Source organism: Corynebacterium sp. HMSC14H10 (assembly GCF_001807105.1).
In the GTDB taxonomy this organism is placed as follows: Bacteria; Actinomycetota; Actinomycetes; order Mycobacteriales; family Mycobacteriaceae; genus Corynebacterium; species Corynebacterium jeikeium_D.
This window is the reverse complement of record NZ_KV787414.1, coordinates 72355-85424: the sequence shown is the minus strand read 5'-3', so window position 1 is coordinate 85424 and position 13070 is coordinate 72355. Positions and strand designations below refer to the sequence as shown.

Annotated in this window: 16 protein-coding genes; 1 reads left to right on the top strand and 15 read right to left on the bottom strand. The window is 58.4% G+C overall.

Annotated elements, in window-relative coordinates:
* Nucleotide 1 precedes the first annotated feature (1 nt).
* Nucleotides 2-898: a carbohydrate kinase family protein gene (locus tag HMPREF3135_RS03690; RefSeq protein WP_049193222.1), complete on the top strand. Its 897-nt coding sequence runs from the start codon at nucleotides 2-4 to the stop codon at nucleotides 896-898.
* 20 nt (nucleotides 899-918) lie between these two features.
* On the opposite strand, the gene HMPREF3135_RS03685 is transcribed toward HMPREF3135_RS03690, so the two are convergent.
* From HMPREF3135_RS03685 to fusA, 15 genes are all read right to left on the bottom strand, one after another.
* Complete coding sequence (locus HMPREF3135_RS03685; protein WP_083280606.1) at nucleotides 919-1578, bottom strand: class I SAM-dependent methyltransferase; 660 nt, start codon at nucleotides 1576-1578, stop codon at nucleotides 919-921.
* Nucleotides 1579-1631: 53 nt separating this feature from the next.
* A complete protein-coding gene (gene mgtE, locus HMPREF3135_RS03680) occupies nucleotides 1632-2981 on the bottom strand; it encodes a magnesium transporter (protein WP_070438084.1) in 1350 nt (449 codons plus the stop codon).
* A 201-nt stretch (nucleotides 2982-3182) separates the two neighbouring features.
* Nucleotides 3183-3461 carry a 30S ribosomal protein S17 gene (gene rpsQ, locus HMPREF3135_RS03675; protein WP_042388398.1) on the bottom strand — a complete coding sequence of 93 codons (279 nt, stop codon included), beginning with the start codon at nucleotides 3459-3461 and terminating at the stop codon, nucleotides 3183-3185.
* Complete coding sequence (gene rpmC, locus HMPREF3135_RS03670; protein ID WP_005509851.1) at nucleotides 3458-3694, bottom strand: 50S ribosomal protein L29; 237 nt, start codon at nucleotides 3692-3694, stop codon at nucleotides 3458-3460. The genes rpsQ and rpmC overlap by 4 nt, the downstream gene beginning before the upstream one ends.
* Nucleotides 3694-4110: a 50S ribosomal protein L16 gene (rplP, locus tag HMPREF3135_RS03665; RefSeq protein ID WP_070438081.1), complete on the bottom strand. Its 417-nt coding sequence runs from the start codon at nucleotides 4108-4110 to the stop codon at nucleotides 3694-3696. The genes rpmC and rplP overlap by 1 nt, the downstream gene beginning before the upstream one ends.
* 3 nt (nucleotides 4111-4113) lie before the next feature.
* On the bottom strand, nucleotides 4114-4854 hold the full coding sequence (gene rpsC, locus HMPREF3135_RS03660) for a 30S ribosomal protein S3 (protein WP_016422058.1): 741 nt from the start codon (nucleotides 4852-4854) through the stop codon (nucleotides 4114-4116).
* A complete protein-coding gene (gene rplV / locus HMPREF3135_RS03655) occupies nucleotides 4854-5216 on the bottom strand; it encodes a 50S ribosomal protein L22 (protein ID WP_005509775.1) in 363 nt (120 codons plus the stop codon). Before rplV ends, rpsC begins: the two co-directional genes overlap by 1 nt.
* A 3-nt stretch (nucleotides 5217-5219) precedes the next feature.
* Nucleotides 5220-5498, bottom strand: a complete 279-nt coding sequence (gene rpsS, locus HMPREF3135_RS03650) for a 30S ribosomal protein S19 (protein WP_005509882.1) — start codon at nucleotides 5496-5498, stop codon at nucleotides 5220-5222.
* A gap of 14 nt (nucleotides 5499-5512) precedes the next feature.
* Nucleotides 5513-6355, bottom strand: coding sequence for a 50S ribosomal protein L2 (gene rplB, locus HMPREF3135_RS03645; protein ID WP_016422056.1), 843 nt, complete (start codon nucleotides 6353-6355; stop codon nucleotides 5513-5515).
* Between the two features lie 37 nt (nucleotides 6356-6392).
* Nucleotides 6393-6698 (bottom strand): 50S ribosomal protein L23, encoded by a 306-nt coding sequence (rplW, locus tag HMPREF3135_RS03640; protein WP_005509869.1) that lies wholly within the window; start codon nucleotides 6696-6698, stop codon nucleotides 6393-6395.
* Nucleotides 6698-7345 (bottom strand): 50S ribosomal protein L4, encoded by a 648-nt coding sequence (rplD, locus tag HMPREF3135_RS03635; RefSeq protein ID WP_016422055.1) that lies wholly within the window; start codon nucleotides 7343-7345, stop codon nucleotides 6698-6700. The genes rplW and rplD overlap by 1 nt, the downstream gene beginning before the upstream one ends.
* Complete coding sequence (gene rplC, locus HMPREF3135_RS03630; RefSeq protein ID WP_005509762.1) at nucleotides 7342-7998, bottom strand: 50S ribosomal protein L3; 657 nt, start codon at nucleotides 7996-7998, stop codon at nucleotides 7342-7344. The genes rplD and rplC overlap by 4 nt, the downstream gene beginning before the upstream one ends.
* A 31-nt stretch (nucleotides 7999-8029) precedes the next feature.
* Nucleotides 8030-8335 (bottom strand): 30S ribosomal protein S10, encoded by a 306-nt coding sequence (gene rpsJ, locus HMPREF3135_RS03625; RefSeq protein WP_003938093.1) that lies wholly within the window; start codon nucleotides 8333-8335, stop codon nucleotides 8030-8032.
* 669 nt (nucleotides 8336-9004) lie between these two features.
* Nucleotides 9005-10195 (bottom strand): elongation factor Tu, encoded by a 1191-nt coding sequence (gene tuf, locus HMPREF3135_RS03620; RefSeq protein ID WP_049170037.1) that lies wholly within the window; start codon nucleotides 10193-10195, stop codon nucleotides 9005-9007.
* Between the two features lie 502 nt (nucleotides 10196-10697).
* Complete coding sequence (gene fusA, locus HMPREF3135_RS03615; RefSeq protein ID WP_016422053.1) at nucleotides 10698-12830, bottom strand: elongation factor G; 2133 nt, start codon at nucleotides 12828-12830, stop codon at nucleotides 10698-10700.
* Between the last annotated feature and the right edge of the window lie 240 nt (nucleotides 12831-13070).

The window sequence follows — 13070 nt, the reverse complement described above, 5'->3', positions numbered from 1 at the left end:
CATGGCTATTTGTGTTTGCGGCGAAGGTCTGGTTGACCTCGTTCCGGTATCTCCTGGCAGCCTCAATAACCACGTGCCGGCGCTAGGCGGAGGCCCCTACAACGTCGCGGTTACGGCCTCTCGCCTCGGTGCGGATGTTATTTTCCAGTCCCGCCTGTCCACGGATGGTTTCGGAAATGAGCTGGTCAAGCACTTGGAAAACGAAGGGGTCGACACCTCTTACGTTCAGCGTGGCCCAGAGCCGACCATTCTGGCGGTAACCACCATCCACGACGATCGCTCTGCAACGTACACCTTTTACACCGACGGCACGGCCACCCCGTTGGTGGAGCCGAAGCACATCGATGCGAATATCGCATGCTTCGGCACCCTGTCACTGGCGCTAGAACCAGGTGCCAGCCGGTACGCGGAATTGCTCAAACAGTTCGCGGCCAATGGCACCCTGGTCGCTTTGGATCCAAATATTCGCCCCATTTACGCAACGGATGCACACCGCGAATTCCTCATGAGCTTGCTCCCCTACGTCAATTTGTTGAAGCTCTCGGACGAGGAAGTCGAGTTCCTTGGCGAAGAGGCGCTGACTAAAGTTCCGGCCGCCGTCATCACCCGAGGTGGCGATGGGCTCACTTTGCTTGCCGACGGAAACCGCATCGATGTCCCAGCCGTCAACGCGAATGTCGTTGACACCATCGGTGCTGGGGACACAATTATGGGCGCGCTGTTGGCACAGTTCGACAAGCGTGGCCTAACAGTCGCTGACCTGACTTCCGTATCACCAGATCAGTGGCGCGAGATTCTGCACTATGCGACCGCCGCGGCTGCCATTACTGTCTCCCGTAAGGGAGCTCAGCCGCCGACGAAAACCGAAGTCGAGGAACTGCTGGCCAAGGATTCCTAGGCGGCACTACTTAGTCCGCTCTATTTAGCTCGCTCAAGCACTGCAACCAGGAACTGAGACTCATCGTCAAAGGGACGAAGATCCCACGTGGAATAACGCTGAATCACGGTGAGCCCAGCCTTCTGCGCAGTGGTTTCAAAATCGGCAAAGTCCCAACCACGGCCAGCGCCGAAGCCGATAATGGCACGACCGTTCTCCGGATTCAGCATCTTCGCGAAGCCCTGCAGTACCTTCGCGCGGTCTTCTGGCGCTACGAAAGTGAGCACATTGCCGGGGCAAATGATGACGTCGAAGGCGGATGCCGTGTCATCGTGGGGTGTGTTCTCCAGCCCGTCGTCAAGCACATGCGGCAATTGCGCCAAGTCCCCTACCAACCACGTCGCATCCGGGAACTGTCGCTTTGCCTCGTCGATGAGATAGGGGTCGACATCGACACCGACGACTCGATGACTAGCCTTCGCCAGGTAACCGCCGACGCGCCCCTGCCCACAGCCGGCATCCAGGATTCGAGCGTGGCGTGGCGCCATTGCATCCACCAACCGCGCCTCGCCGTCAATATCGCGGCCCTCGCGCACGAATCCCCGCCAGCGGTTGGCGTAGCGGCGGGAATGCTGCGGATCGGCGGCGATAATTTCTTTCCAAGTGCGGTGATTGTGGGTGCCATTGCTCATGGCCACCATTATGGCGCAGTTGGTCTCTTTTCTATACCGCCGACGTCCCCTGCGCGACGGGACTAGATTCCCAATACTGACTTAGCGATCAGGAAGTAGATGATTAGACCGGAGGCATCGACGAGAGTTGTAATGAACGGGTTAGCGAAGACGGCTGGGTCAATGCCGAACTTCTTACCAATCAGCGGCATGATGCCACCGACAGTTGCCGCGAGAGTACAAATACCCAGCAGCGTCAGGCCAATCACTAGGCCGATGTCCCAGCCGTAAACCAAGCCAGCCAATAGCAGGCCGAGAGTACCAAGCAATAGACCGAGGAAGGCACCGACTCTCACCTCGCGGAGAATGACTTTGAATATATCGCGGGGTTGGACATCCCCCAGCGCCAACGCACGCGTAATCGTGGTTGCTGCCTGGTTACCGGTATTGCCACCTGTACCGATCAGCAGCGGCACGAATACCGAGAGAACCACCATCTGAGAAAGAGTCTCTTCGAAAGTTTCCAGGACTTGCACGGTCAATGTCGCACCGATAGCAAGCACGAGCAGCCACACCACACGAGAGCGAACAATCTCGAAAATGGGCGTCGCGAGATAGGGCAAGCGCAGAGGCTCAGAACCGGAAATACGAGCTTGGTCCTCGGAGTCTGCCTCTTCCAGAATCCGGAGGGCGTCGTCCACCGTGAGCAGACCGATAACACGCCGCTCGCTGTCGACAATCGGCAGAGCTAGGCGCTTACGATCAGCGCACATGCGGGCTACCTTCTCTTCGAGTTCGGTAGCTTCTGCGTAATCAGCCTTCCGCAAGATAGCCGCAACATGGATATCACTGCTGGCGCGCATCAGTTCACGAAGGCTAACCACGCCCACCAGCCGACGGTTCCGGTTCGACACCGGCATCGTGTAGATGGATTCGGCATCATCCAGATGCTTGTAGACGGTCTCCAGAGCCTCCCCCACCGTCATATCGTCGTGAAGCGACACCAGCTCCGGGCTCATCCGACGCCCAATGGAACCGTCGGGGTAGCCGAGGACGATGTTGGTTAGCTCTCGCTCATCATCCGGCAGATCGGCAAGCAGTTTTGCAGCGACAGACGCAGGAAGCTCGTCGAGCAGCTCTGCTCGATCGTCCGGTTCCATCTCCGCGAAAACTGCGGTGACTTCAGGATCACGGAGGCTGTCAATCAGGTGCGCCTGCAGAGCCGAGTTCAGCTCATCGAAGGTTTCAACCGCCGTGTCTTTCGGCAGTGTGCGGTAGAACAGCGCACGTTCCCCATGGCTGAGGCGGCGCATCTTTCGAGCGGCAGCCTTGGGTTCAATATCAGTTAAGAGCCGCGACAGCGTAGCCACGTCATGTGAGCGAAGCGCGGACTCAAGATCTCGATCATCAATCCTGGTCACGTCAGTAGTCACCGAACTTCTCCCCTCACAAAGCACAAATCCTGGCCAATGCTATCAGAGATAAAAACCCATCAAACCTGGACTGAGCGGACTAGAAATACAAAGGAACATGGCTTTCTAAAAAAACAAAACCCCGCCACAGAAAACACTTTCGTGTTTCCCGCGACGGGGTTCTCGTCGTAAAGCCCGAGCTGATTGCTCAGCTGACGGGTCTTACTTAGCCTTCTCGATGATCTCGATCAGGCGGTAGTGCTTGTCCTTGGAGAGCGGACGGCACTCTTCGATGCGGACGCGGTCGCCCACGCCAGCCTCTTCGTTCTCGTCGTGCGCCTTGACCTTAGAGTTCGTGCGCATGATCTTGCCGTACAGGGCGTGCTGCTTGCGGTCCTCGAGCTCGACGACGATGGTCTTCTGCATCTTGTCGGACACGACGTAACCGGTGCGCACCTTGCGTGCGCCAGCCTCGGTGGTGTTCATGTTTTCCTCACTCATGCTGCATCACCATCGGTTGGTGCAGCAGACAGGCCGAGCTCGCGCTCACGCATAACGGTGTAAATGCGAGCAATATCCTTGCGGACAGTGCGGAGACGGCGGTTGTTGGTCAGCTGACCGGTAGCGCTCTGGAAACGGAGGTTGAACAGCTCCTCCTTAGACTCCTTGAGCTTGGCAACCAGGTCATCGTTATCCAGCGAGCGAAGCTCGTGGGCGGGAATGCCGTTCGACATCAGTACTGATCCTCCTTCCGAACGATTCGGGTCTTAATCGGCAGCTTAGCGCCTGCGCGCTTCAGTGCCTCGACAGCAGTTGCCTCGTCCGGGTAGGACATCTCGAACATGATGCGACCCGGCTTGACGTTTGCAATCCACTTCTCGACCGGGCCCTTACCGGAACCCATACGAACACCCAGTGGCTTCTGGGTCAGCGGACGGTCCGGGAAAATCTGGATCCAGACCTTACCACCACGCTTGACGTGGCGGTTGATGGCAATACGCGCTGCCTCAATCTGACGGTTGGTGATGTAGGCCGGCTCGAGAGCCTGGAGACCGTAGTCACCGAAAGTCACCTTGTTGCCGCCCTTGGACATACCAGAACGGGTCGGGCGGTGCTGGCGACGGAACTTAACGCGCTTCGGGATGAGCATGAATTAGCCCTCCTTCTTCTCAGATGCACGCTGACGACGCTTGCCACCACGACGCGGACGGTCGTTGCCGCGACGCTGGCGGTCGTTGCCGGCGTTGATCTCGGACTCGCGACGGCCACCGATCACGTCACCCTTGTAGATCCACACCTTGACGCCAATGCGGCCGAAGGTGGTGTGAGCCTCGTGGGTGCCGTAGTCGATCTCCGCACGCAGGGTGTGCAGCGGAACGCGACCCTCGTGGTAGCGCTCGGTGCGGCCCATCTCGGCACCGCCGAGACGACCGGAGCAGACAACCTTGATGCCCTTGACGTGCGGCTGACGCATTGCAGACTGGATAGCCTTGCGCATTGCACGACGGAAAGCGACACGGTTGGCGAGCTGCTCAGCGATGGACTGAGCGACCAGCTTCGCATCCGCGTCAATGTTCTTGACCTCGAGGATGTTCAGCTGAACCTGCTTGCCGGTGAGCTTCTCGAGCTGGCCGCGGATGCGGTCAGCCTCGGAGCCACGACGACCGATAACAATGCCCGGGCGTGCGGTGTGGATGTCCACACGCACGCGATCACGGGTGCGCTCGATAACGACATCGGAGATGCCGGCGCGCTCAAGACCGGTGGACAGCAGATCGCGGATCTTGATGTCCTCGGCCAGGTAGTCAGCGTACTGCTTGTCGGCGTACCAGCGGGACTTCCAGTCGCTGGAAATACCGAGGCGAAGACCGTGTGGATGGATCTTCTGTCCCACTATCGGTCACCTTCCTTCTGGCTCTCGACGACCACGGTGATGTGGCTGGTGCGCTTGCGGACGTGGAAAGCACGGCCCTGCGCACGCGGGCGGAAGCGCTTCATGGTCGGTCCCTCGTTGGCGTAAGCCTCGGAGATGACCAGAGTACGACGGTCCAGGCCGAAGTTGTTCTCAGCGTTTGCAGCTGCAGACGCAACAACCTTGGCGACCGGATCAGCAGCACCCTGCGGAGCGTACTCCAGGATGTTCAGTGCCTCGTCGACGGACTTACCGCGAACGGTGTCCAGGACGCGACGTGCCTTCATCGGAGTAACGCGGACGAAGCGCGCAGTTGCGCGTGCAGAAGTAATGTCGTTGCTCATGGCTTATCGACGTCCCTTCTTGTCATCCTTGACGTGACCCTTGAAGGTCTTGGTCGGGGCGAATTCGCCCAGCTTGTGGCCGACCATAGAGTCATCCACGAACACCGGCACGTGCTTGCGACCGTCGTGAACGGCGAAGGTGTGGCCGATGAAATCGGGGAGAATCGTGGAGCGGCGAGACCAGGTCTTAATGACCTGCTTGGTGCCCTTCTCGTTCTGTGCATCGACCTTCGCGAGGAGGTGCTCATCGACGAACGGGCCCTTCTTAAGGCTGCGTGGCATTCTCAGTTCCCTCCTTAGCGCTTCTTATTCTTGTTGGTACGACGGCGACGAACGATCAGCTGGTCGCTTGGACGGTTCGGCTTACGGGTGCGGCCTTCCTTCTGGCCCCACGGGGAAACCGGGTGGCGACCACCGGAGGTCTTACCCTCACCACCACCGTGCGGGTGGTCGACCGGGTTCATGACAACACCGCGGACAGTCGGGCGCCAGCCCTTCCAGCGCATACGGCCGGCCTTGCCCCAACGGATGTTGATCTGATCCTGGTTTCCGACCTCACCGACGGTTGCACGGCAACGTGCGTCGACGCGACGGATCTCAGAGGACGGCATACGCAGAACTGCGTACTTGCCTTCCTTACCGAGAAGCTGAATAGAAGCACCAGCAGAACGTGCCAGCTGTGCACCAGCGCCTGGCTTGAGCTCCACGCAGTGAATAGTGGAACCGGTCGGGATGTTGCGCAGCGGCAGGTTGTTACCAACCTTGATGTCGGCATTAGCGCCGGACTCAACGATGGCACCCTGCTTCAGGTTCTTCGGAGCGATGATGTAGCGCTTCTCACCGTCTGCATAGTGCAGCAGTGCGATGTTGGCGGTACGGTTCGGGTCGTACTCGATGTGAGCGACCTTTGCCGGAATGCCGTCCTTGTCATTACGACGGAAGTCGATGACACGGTACTGGCGCTTGTGTCCGCCACCCTTGTGGCGAGTGGTGATGTGACCGTGAACGTTACGGCCACCAGTCTTCGACAGCGGGCGCAGCAGAGACTTCTCAGGAGTCGAGCGAGTAATCTCGCTGAACTCGGAGACGGAGCTCTGGCGGCGACCCGGCGTAGTCGGCTTGTACTTACGAATAGCCATACTTTTGCTCTTCCTTAACTTCCTCGTCGGCTAGCGGCTAAGCTGCCGAACCGCCGAAGATGTCGATGGGATCGCTGCCGGCCGCGAGAGTCACGTAGGCGCGCTTGGTGTTCTTGCGCTTGCCGTAGCCGGTGCGGGAACGCTTGCGCTTGCCCTCACGGTTGAGGGTGTTGACGGAAGCGACCTTGGCACCGAAAATCTCCTGGACCGCGATCTTGATCTGGGTCTTGTTAGCGTCGGTGTGGACCAGGAACGTGTAAACGCCCTGCTCCATGAGTCCGTAGGACTTCTCAGACACTACCGGTGCAACAATGATGTCGCGGGGATCTGCGATGGTAGCCATTACTTCTCCTCCTTACCGGCGGTGCGAGTGATGAAGTCATTGAGTGCCTGAACGGCGAAGATGACGTCATCGGCCTTCAGAACATCGTAGGTGTTCAGCTGATCCTCAGACAGGATGTGGACACCTGGCAGGTTACGAACCGACTTCCACGAGTTGACGTCCTCGCGCGGCAGAACGACGAGCACGTTGCGGCGCTCAGTCAGACGCTCGACAAAAGTACGAGCTGCCTTGGTGGACGGGGTCTGGCCTGGGACCAGTTCCTCGACAACGTGGATGCGGTCGTGGCGAGCACGGTCAGAGAGTGCGCCGCGCAGAGCAGCTGCAATCATCTTCTTCGGGGTGCGCTGGCTGTAATCGCGAGGCACCGGGCCGTGGACAACGCCACCGCCGGTCCAGTGCGGAGCACGGATCGAACCCTGACGAGCGCGACCGGTACCCTTCTGGCGCCACGGCTTGCGGCCACCGCCGCGAACCTCACCGCGGGTCTTGACCTTGTGGGTGCCCTGGCGAGCTGCTGCACGCTGCGCGACAACAACCTGGTGCATCAGGGCGATGGACACCTCCGCGTCGAACACGGAAGCAGGAAGCTCAACCGAACCGTTCACGCCGCCTTCAGCGGTGTGTACGTCTAGCTTGAGGTTGGTCATGCGTGAGCACCACCCTTCGTGGCAGTCTTAACAACCAGCAGGCCGCCGCGTGCACCCGGAACTGCGCCCTTGATGAGCAGCAGGTTCGCGTCAGCGTCAACCTTCTGGATCTTCAGGTTCTGGGTCGTGACCCGGTCGTTACCCATGCGGCCTGCCATGCGCTTGCCCTTGAAGACGCGTCCTGGCGTGGCGCAAGCGCCAATGCCACCAACACGACGGTGAGCAGCCTGGTTACCGTGAGCGGCACCCTGGCCAGCAAAGCCGTGGCGCTTCATACCACCGGCGAAGCCGTGGCCCTTAGAGGTACCAGTGACGTCGACGTACTCAATTTCGCCGAAAATGTCGACACCAACGGACTGGCCGACCTCGTAAGAGGAAGCGTCCGGGGTGCGAATCTCAACGCTGTGGCGACGCGGGGTCACACCGGCCTTCTTGAAGTGGCCGGCCTCCGGCTTGTTGACCTTACGCGGGTCAATTTCGCCGTATGCAATCTGGACGGCGTCGTAGCCGTCGGTTTCCTTAGTGCGCACCTGAGTCACTACGCACGGCCCAGCCTCAACGACGGTAACCGGAACAACGCGGTTCTCCTCGTCGAAGATCTGAGTCATACCGAGCTTCGTGCCCAGGATGCCCTTGATCTCGTTTTCACTCATTTATCTTGTCTCCGCTACCAAAAGTCCAGGATCACTGAATGTTCACATCGACACTTGCCGGAAGGTCAATGCGCATAAGTGCATCGACGGTCTTCGGCGTTGGATCGAGAATGTCGATCAGACGCTTGTGAGTGCGCATCTCGAAGTGCTCGCGCGAGTCCTTGTACTTGTGCGGCGAACGGATAACGCAGTAAACGTTCTTTTCGGTTGGCAACGGCACCGGGCCAACGACGCGTGCACCCGTACGGGTAACGGTCTCCACGATCTTTCGCGCAGAAGCGTCGATAGCCTCGTGGTCGTAGGCCTTGAGCCTGATGCGGATCTTCTGTCCGGCCACGCTTGTCCTCTCCTCGGTCGGCGCGCCCCAATTAAAGGGGCGTCGACCCTGTCAATGTTTCTCGACGCCGTCAGCAACTATGGCCAGCGCCAGAAATCAAAACTGGGTTGTGCATTACTTCAAAGCGATTTCGTCTTCGATCGTCATGGCAAATTAACTTATGGCCATGACCCGAGCGGACGAATAACGCCTTGCACTCAAATCCCAGTGGAAAACAAGTCCCCCTCGTGGGGCTCTTCATTTGCCTACTGCCGCTGTTAATTTGCCATGCCACCTCCGACCCCCGCGGTCGGGCGTGTCGCCCGTTTTCTCCGTGAGGCACGATTGGGAAGAAACTTCCCTACGTGGTCATGCTCGCCTTACCATAGGCGCTATGTCCAATTTCGTACTGGTTCCCAGCTGGGCCTGATACAACAATTGGCGCGAACGCCTTTGTTAAAGCAACCTCCGTATTAAAGCACGTCCGGGCTACGAATGTAAAATCACGATTCCAAAGTGCAACGTACATCACACCCATTACGGCACAGTCTGCTTGACGACGGCTATTGCGCCGCCCCGCCCGGTCTAGTGTCGGCTATGTACAGATACAAAAAATCCCGACTTCCGCTTACGCGGAGTCGGGATTCTTCTAAGACTTAAGTTAAAGCATTTCCCCTATGGGGAAAAGACTTACTTAACGATCTTGGTAACGCGGCCAGCGCCGACGGTGCGGCCACCCTCGCGGATAGCGAAGCGCAGGCCCTCGTCCATTGCGACCGGCTGAATCAGCTTGACAGACATGTCAACGTTGTCGCCCGGCATGACCATCTCGACACCTTCCGGCAGGGAAACGACGCCGGTGACGTCGGTGGTGCGGAAGTAGAACTGCGGACGGTAGTTGTCGAAGAACGGGGTGTGACGGCCGCCCTCATCCTTGGACAGGATGTAGACGGAACCCTCGAACTCGGTGTGCGGGGTGTAAGCGCCCGGCTTAGCAACGATCTGACCGCGCTCGATGTCCTCACGCTTGGTACCGCGGAGCAGCAGACCACAGTTGTCGCCAGCCTCAGCGGAATCCAGCAGCTTGCGGAACATCTCGATACCGGTAACGGTGGTCTTCTGGGACTTCTCCTTGATGCCCAGAATCTCGACCTCGTCGTTAACGTTCAGAACGCCGCGCTCAACACGACCGGTAGCAACGGTGCCGCGACCGGTAATGGTGAAGATGTCCTCAATCGGCATCAGGAACGGCTTGTCGGTCTCGCGAACCGGATCCGGGATGTTCTCGTCGCAAGCTTCCATCAGCTCGAGGATGGAGTTGACCCACTTCTCTTCGCCCTCAAGAGCCTTCAGAGCGGAGATGTGGACGATCGGAGCTTCCTCGTCGTAGTCCTGCTCAGCCAGCAGCTCGCGGACCTCCATCTCGACGAGCTCGATGATCTCTTCGTCGTCGACCATGTCGCACTTGTTCAGTGCAACGAGGATGTACGGAACGCCAACCTGGCGAGCCAGCAGAACGTGCTCGCGGGTCTGCGGCATCGGGCCGTCAGTAGCAGCGACAACCAGGATTGCGCCGTCCATCTGAGCAGCACCGGTAATCATGTTCTTGATGTAGTCGGCGTGGCCCGGGGCATCGACGTGAGCGTAGTGGCGCTTCTCCGTCTGGTACTCAACGTGGGAAACGTTGATGGTAATGCCACGTTCCTTCTCTTCCGGTGCCTTATCGATGGCATCGTAAGCGAACGACTCGTTCAGGTCCGGGAACTTGTCAGCCAGAACCTTGGTGATAGCGGCGGTAGTGGTGGTCTTACCGTGGTCAACGTGACCAATGGTACCGATGTTGACGTGCGGCTTCGTACGCTCGAACTTCGCCTTTGCCACTTTTAGTCCTCCTGGAGGTCTAGGTGGCCACGACTCTCGCAGCCACAATTTTGTGGTCACTCAATCCGCCTTCACAAGCATCAGAAGCCTTGAAGCTGTTCGCTTCCGACTTCGGAACGTGCGCGCGCAAAAGAGCACTATTCTTTCACTGTGCCAGTTACTCGATACTAGGGCAGGATACTGGAGTTTTCCAAACCAGACCAACCCCCTAGTTAAGGGTGGGTAACGGCCAGCAACTCACATCGTCATTTACCTGCATAAATGCTAGATATTTGAGCTGCGATCTAAAATCGGCCAACGATATGAATTGCGAGCAGCTACCCCCTAGAGCTTGCCTGTGCTAACACACGCCAACAGTCTGACGATGTCTCAGCACAGTCAAAGCTAGAGGGAATCTACTAAAGCTGCAGACCCTCGCACTGCGTTCTCTAAAAGAGTGACAGTGCAGTGCGTGCAGGGATGGGGTCAACTCTGATTGAGTGCCCCACCCTACCGGCGTGATTTAAGCGCCGGTACGAGCTGCAATGATCTCCTCGGCCACGGAGGACGGAACCTCAGCGTAGGAGTCGAAGATCATGGTGTAGTTAGCGCGACCCTGGGTCTTGGAACGCAGGTCACCAACGTAGCCGAACATCTCGGACAGCGGAACCAGAGCCTTGACAGCCTTGACGCCGGTGCGGTCTTCCATGGAGTTGACCTGGCCACGACGGGAGTTGATGTCACCGATGACCTCACCCATGTACTCTTCCGGAGTAATGACCTCAACGGCCATCATCGGCTCGAGCAGGACCGGCTTAGCCTTCTGAACAGCTTCCTTCAGAGCCTGCTGACCAGCGATCTTGAAGGCCATTTCGGAGGAGTCAACCTCGTGGTAAGCACCGTCGAGCAGGGTTGCCTTGATGTTCACCAGCGGGTAGCCGGCGAGGGTACCGTACTGCATTGCATCCTGGATACCAGCGTCGACAGACGGGATGTACTCCTTCGGAACGCGGCCACCGGTGACCTCGTTTGCGAAGAGGTAAGTTGTGGACTCGCCTTCTTCCACCTCTTCAGCGGACGGGGAGTACGGCTCCAGAGCAATGATGACGCGGGCGAACTGACCCGAACCACCGGTCTGCTTCTTGTGGGTGTACTCGAACTTCTCGACCGGCTTGCGGATGGTCTCGCGGTAAGCAACCTGCGGGTTACCGATGTTTGCTTCGACCTTGAACTCGCGCTTCATGCGGTCAACCAGGACGTCGAGGTGGAGCTCGCCCATACCGCCGATAACGGTCTGGCCGGTTTCCTCATCCAGGTGAACGGTGAAGGTCGGGTCCTCTTCAGCCAGACGCTGAATAGCGGTACCCAGCTTCTCCTGGTCAGCCTTGGACTTTGGCTCAATAGCAACGGAGATAACCGGATCCGGGAAGGACATGGACTCCAGAACGATCGGAGCATCCTGTGCACACAGGGTGTCACCGGTGGTGGTGTCCTTCAGACCAATGAAGGCGTAGATGTTACCTGCCACTGCCTCGTCAACAGGGTTCTCCTTGTTGGCGTGCATCTGGAACAGCTTACCGACGCGCTCCTTCTTGTCCTTGGTGGAGTTCAGGACCTGCTGGCCAGGCTCCACACGACCGGAGTAAACGCGGACGAAGGTCAGCTTGCCGAAGAACGGGTGAGCAGCAATCTTGAATGCGAGAGCGGAGAACGGCTCATCCTTAGACGGCTTACGGACCATATCGACGTCCTCGTCGCCCATCTGGTGGCCGTGAACCTCACCGATGTCCAGCGGATTCGGCAGGAAGTCAATGACAGCGTCGAGCAGCGGCTCAACACCCTTGTTCTTGTACGCGGTACCACAGTAGACCGGGTAGACCTCAGAGTTGATAACCATCTTGCGGATGGCGCCCTTGATCTCGTCCATGGTCAGCTCTTCGCCACCGAAGTACTTCTCCATGAGCTCCTCGTCGGACTCAGCGACGGTCTCAATGAGCTTCTCACGGTACTCGTTAGCCTTGTCGACCATGTCCGCCGGAATCTCCTCGACCTGCGCAGGAGTACCGATCTCAACCTTGCCCGGCCACATGAGGGCCTTCATCTCCAGCAGGTCAACAACGCCGTCGAAGTCATCCTCAGCGCCAATCGGCAGCTGCATAACCAACGGCTTAGCACCGAGGCGGTCAACGATGGTGCCAACGGTGTAGTAGAAGTCAGCGCCCAGCTTGTCCATCTTGTTGACGAAGCAAATACGCGGGACATCGTACTTCTGAGCCTGACGCCAAACCTGCTCAGACTGCGGCTCGACACCTTCCTTACCGTCGAAGACTGCGACGGCACCGTCGAGCACACGCAGGGAACGCTCAACCTCAACGGTGAAGTCGACGTGGCCCGGGGTATCGATGATGTTGATCTGGTTGTCGTTCCAGAAACAGGTCACAGCAGCGGAGGTAATGGTGATACCGCGCTCCTTCTCCTGCTCCATCCAGTCGGTGGTAGCGCCACCATCGTGAGTCTCGCCGACCTTGCGGTTAATACCCGTGTAGTACAGGATGCGCTCAGTCGTAGTCGTCTTACCAGCATCGATGTGCGCCATGATGCCGATGTTGCGGACCTTGTGGAGGTCCTTCTTAACGGGAAGTGCACCTTCAGCCACTTGATTCCCCACTCGTTTCAAATCGGTTTGGCGGTGAGACTCAATTACGGGATTGCAATTGGCCGTCAAATCCGCCGTCGGTCGGGTTTGCTTTATCTATAATGCCACCGTCTTGGCGCGAAGTCGCGCCGTGACGTACACCTATTGCGTAAATTCTACGCAAGACATCGGGTGTAAGCGCCGGGCTGGCCCCTATTGAGTGACCCTTAAAGATCTGTGGACCGCGACCGACGCGCGCCG